3 protein-coding genes are annotated in these 2,586 nt (G+C 54.8%); all 3 read left to right on the forward strand.

The window, feature by feature from the left end:
- Window positions 1-14 precede the first annotated feature (14 nt).
- On the forward strand, window positions 15-881 hold the full coding sequence (locus JRF57_16420) for a glycosyltransferase (GenBank protein MBW2305278.1): 867 nt from the start codon (window positions 15-17) through the stop codon (window positions 879-881).
- Window positions 878-2,116 (forward strand): UDP-4-amino-4,6-dideoxy-N-acetyl-beta-L-altrosamine transaminase, encoded by a 1,239-nt coding sequence (gene pseC, locus JRF57_16425; GenBank protein MBW2305279.1) that lies wholly within the window; start codon window positions 878-880, stop codon window positions 2,114-2,116. Before JRF57_16420 ends, pseC begins: the two co-directional genes overlap by 4 nt.
- A 245-nt stretch (window positions 2,117-2,361) precedes the next feature.
- Window positions 2,362-2,586, forward strand: a 225-nt coding sequence (locus JRF57_16430) for a hypothetical protein (GenBank protein ID MBW2305280.1), incomplete at its 3' end; no start/stop codon positions are given.

Here is a 2,586-nt window from a genome sequence, read left to right on the forward strand (position 1 = left end):
TCCTACGGATCGGTATGAACGACACGTTTAAAGTCTCGCTGATCATAACCACCTATAACTGGCCTGGCGCCCTTCGGCGGACCCTACAATCGGCCCTTTCACAATCAAGGCCTCCGGATGAAATCATCGTGGCGGATGACGGCTCGGATGAAGAAACGGCCGAGACCGTAATGGAAGTGCTTGGGCCTACCTCGACAATATGGCGGCATGTCCGCCACGCAGACCTCGGAGTCCGGCAGTCCAGGATCAAGAACCTGGCAGTTAAACACTCTCAAGGCTCCTACCTGGTTTTCGTGGATCACGACGTGGTGCTTCATCCGGATTTCGTAAGGGATCACGTGTCCATGGCACGGGAGGGGACCTTTCTTCAGGGGAAGAGGGCTTTTTTGCCCCGCGAGCACACCAAAAGGGTGATCGAGGGGGGCTTTTCTCCTCCTCGGACCTGGAGTGGCGGGATCGGCAACCGGAAAAACGCCGTCCGGTTGCCGATCCTGGGGCGGCTGCTTGCCAGAGAAAAAGGGTTTCAAACGATTTTGAGGGGATGCAACCTATCCATGTTCCGTAAGGATTTCCTGCGGGTGGACGGTTTTGACGAAGTTTTCGACCGGAGCTGGGGACGGGAGGATTCCGACATCTGTTACCGGTTGTTCCACTCGGGCATAAAGATACGGAACCTGTGGTTCTTGGCCCTTCAATATCACCTCGAGCACGAAGTCGTCACTCGCTGGGAAAAGGAAAGGCTCGACAGGGAGCTTAAAAGGAATATCGACGAGAAGAGGACCTTTGCGATTCACGGTTTTTCAAAGTTGTCGGACGAAGGTGGAGTGGTAGCGGGATCGGATATGGGGCGAGACCCAGAAGACGGGGGAAAGGAACCATGAAGAGAAGGGAAGATTCAGGCGAAGAAAACCGGAGTTACTCTTACGGACACCAGTGTATTTCCAGCCAAGACATCGCGGCCGTCTCCGAGACCCTGAAAGGCGACTGGATAACCGGGGGCCCGAAAGTCCGGGAATTCGAGGAAGCCCTTGCCGAGTACTGCGGAGCGAAACATTGTATCGCTGTCAGCAACGGCACGGCGGCCCTGCACGTTTCGGCCCTTGCACTGGATATTCAAAAAGGCGATGTGGCCCTCACCTCTCCGTTGACCTTTCTCGCATCGGCCAATGGTATTCTTTATTGCGGCGGGAGGCCGGATTTCGTTGATATCGACCCGGACACCCTGTGCCTTTCTCCCGGGCTGCTGGAAGATTATTGCAAGAGGAAAGGGGCGCCGAAGGCCGTGGTGGCCGTAAGCTTCGCAGGGATTCCGGCGGATCTGCCCTCCCTCCGGCAATTGGCGGACCGGTACGGGTTCAAGCTCGTGGAAGACGCGGCCCACGCCCTGGGCTCTTCATACAAATATGAAGAGAAGAGTTACAGGTGCGCTTCCTGCGCGCACTCGGATCTTGCCGTTCTCTCCTTTCACCCCGTGAAGAACATCACAACTGGAGAAGGAGGGGCGGTGCTCACAAACGACGATGCCCTGGCAAGGAGATTGCGCCTGTATGCCGTTCACGGAATCGAACGGGATCCGGAGAAATGGGTCGGGCTTCCGGGAAAGCCCATGGATTCTTCGAAGGAATACTACGGTCCCTGGTACCATGAAATGCAGGTGATGGGGTTCAATTACCGCATCACGGACTTTCAATGCGCCCTGGGATTGTCACAGCTCTCCCGGATCGGAGAATTCAAAAGACGCAGGCAGGAACTGGCAAGGCTTTACGGGGAGAAGCTCAAGGTCCTGGCAGATCGCGGCCTTATACGGCTGCCCCCCTGGCCCGAGGAGAGCGATCCCTGTTTTCACCTCTATGTCCTTCAATGTCTGGGGGGAGCCAAGGAAAGACACAGGCTGTTCCAGGAACTTTGCAAACGCCGCATTTTTCCCCAGGTTCACTATATCCCCGTCCACCTCCAGCCTTTCTACCGAAAGGCCTTCGGATACAAATGGGGGGACTTCCCCGAAGCGGAGTCTTACTACGAGAGGGCATTGAGCCTTCCCCTCTACCCGGATCTGACGGGGAGCGACGTTGAATACATCTCGGGCGTGATCACCGAGGTGCTTGAGAATCCATGAGAAGGGCGGGGTTCGAATACCATGCGTGTTTTTAATGTCCCAATCCGGGAATGGGAGAAAAATCCATCGCCTTCAGCCGAAGACTTTAGTCGGATCGTTTTTTTGGGTAGGATTCAAGGGGTCCAGGGTTCGAGTGAGAAACCGGGATTTAAAGAAAGATGTTTTTCACTTGACCCCTTGGACCCTCGACCCCTTGGCCCCTAAGCTTACGGCTTCAGCCGATAGTAATTTACTCGGAGAAGAATATGTCATTAAAGGTATTGTTTGTTTGTGGAGTCGGCGGGCGGCAAAAAATGATGTACCGGATTGCCAGGGAGGCGATCTCCAGGTTCGATATCGATCCCTACTATTTGGTTTCGAATGAATCCATTCAAAGGTTTCTGCTCGAAAAAGGGATAGGGCCCGGCCGGATCATTTACCTCAATTCGGATATCGTCTCCAGGATCCATGACGGCAAACCAGCCGATATC

It is taken from the genome of Deltaproteobacteria bacterium (assembly GCA_019310525.1).
Taxonomy (GTDB): Bacteria; Desulfobacterota; DSM-4660; order Desulfatiglandales; family HGW-15; genus JAFDEE01.

Coding starts and splice junctions, on each gene's coding strand:
- JRF57_16420 (MBW2305278.1), top strand. CDS start 15: ATGAACGACACGTTTAAAGTCTCGCTGATCATAACCACCTATAACTGG.
- pseC (MBW2305279.1), top strand. CDS start 878: ATGAAGAGAAGGGAAGATTCAGGCGAAGAAAACCGGAGTTACTCTTAC.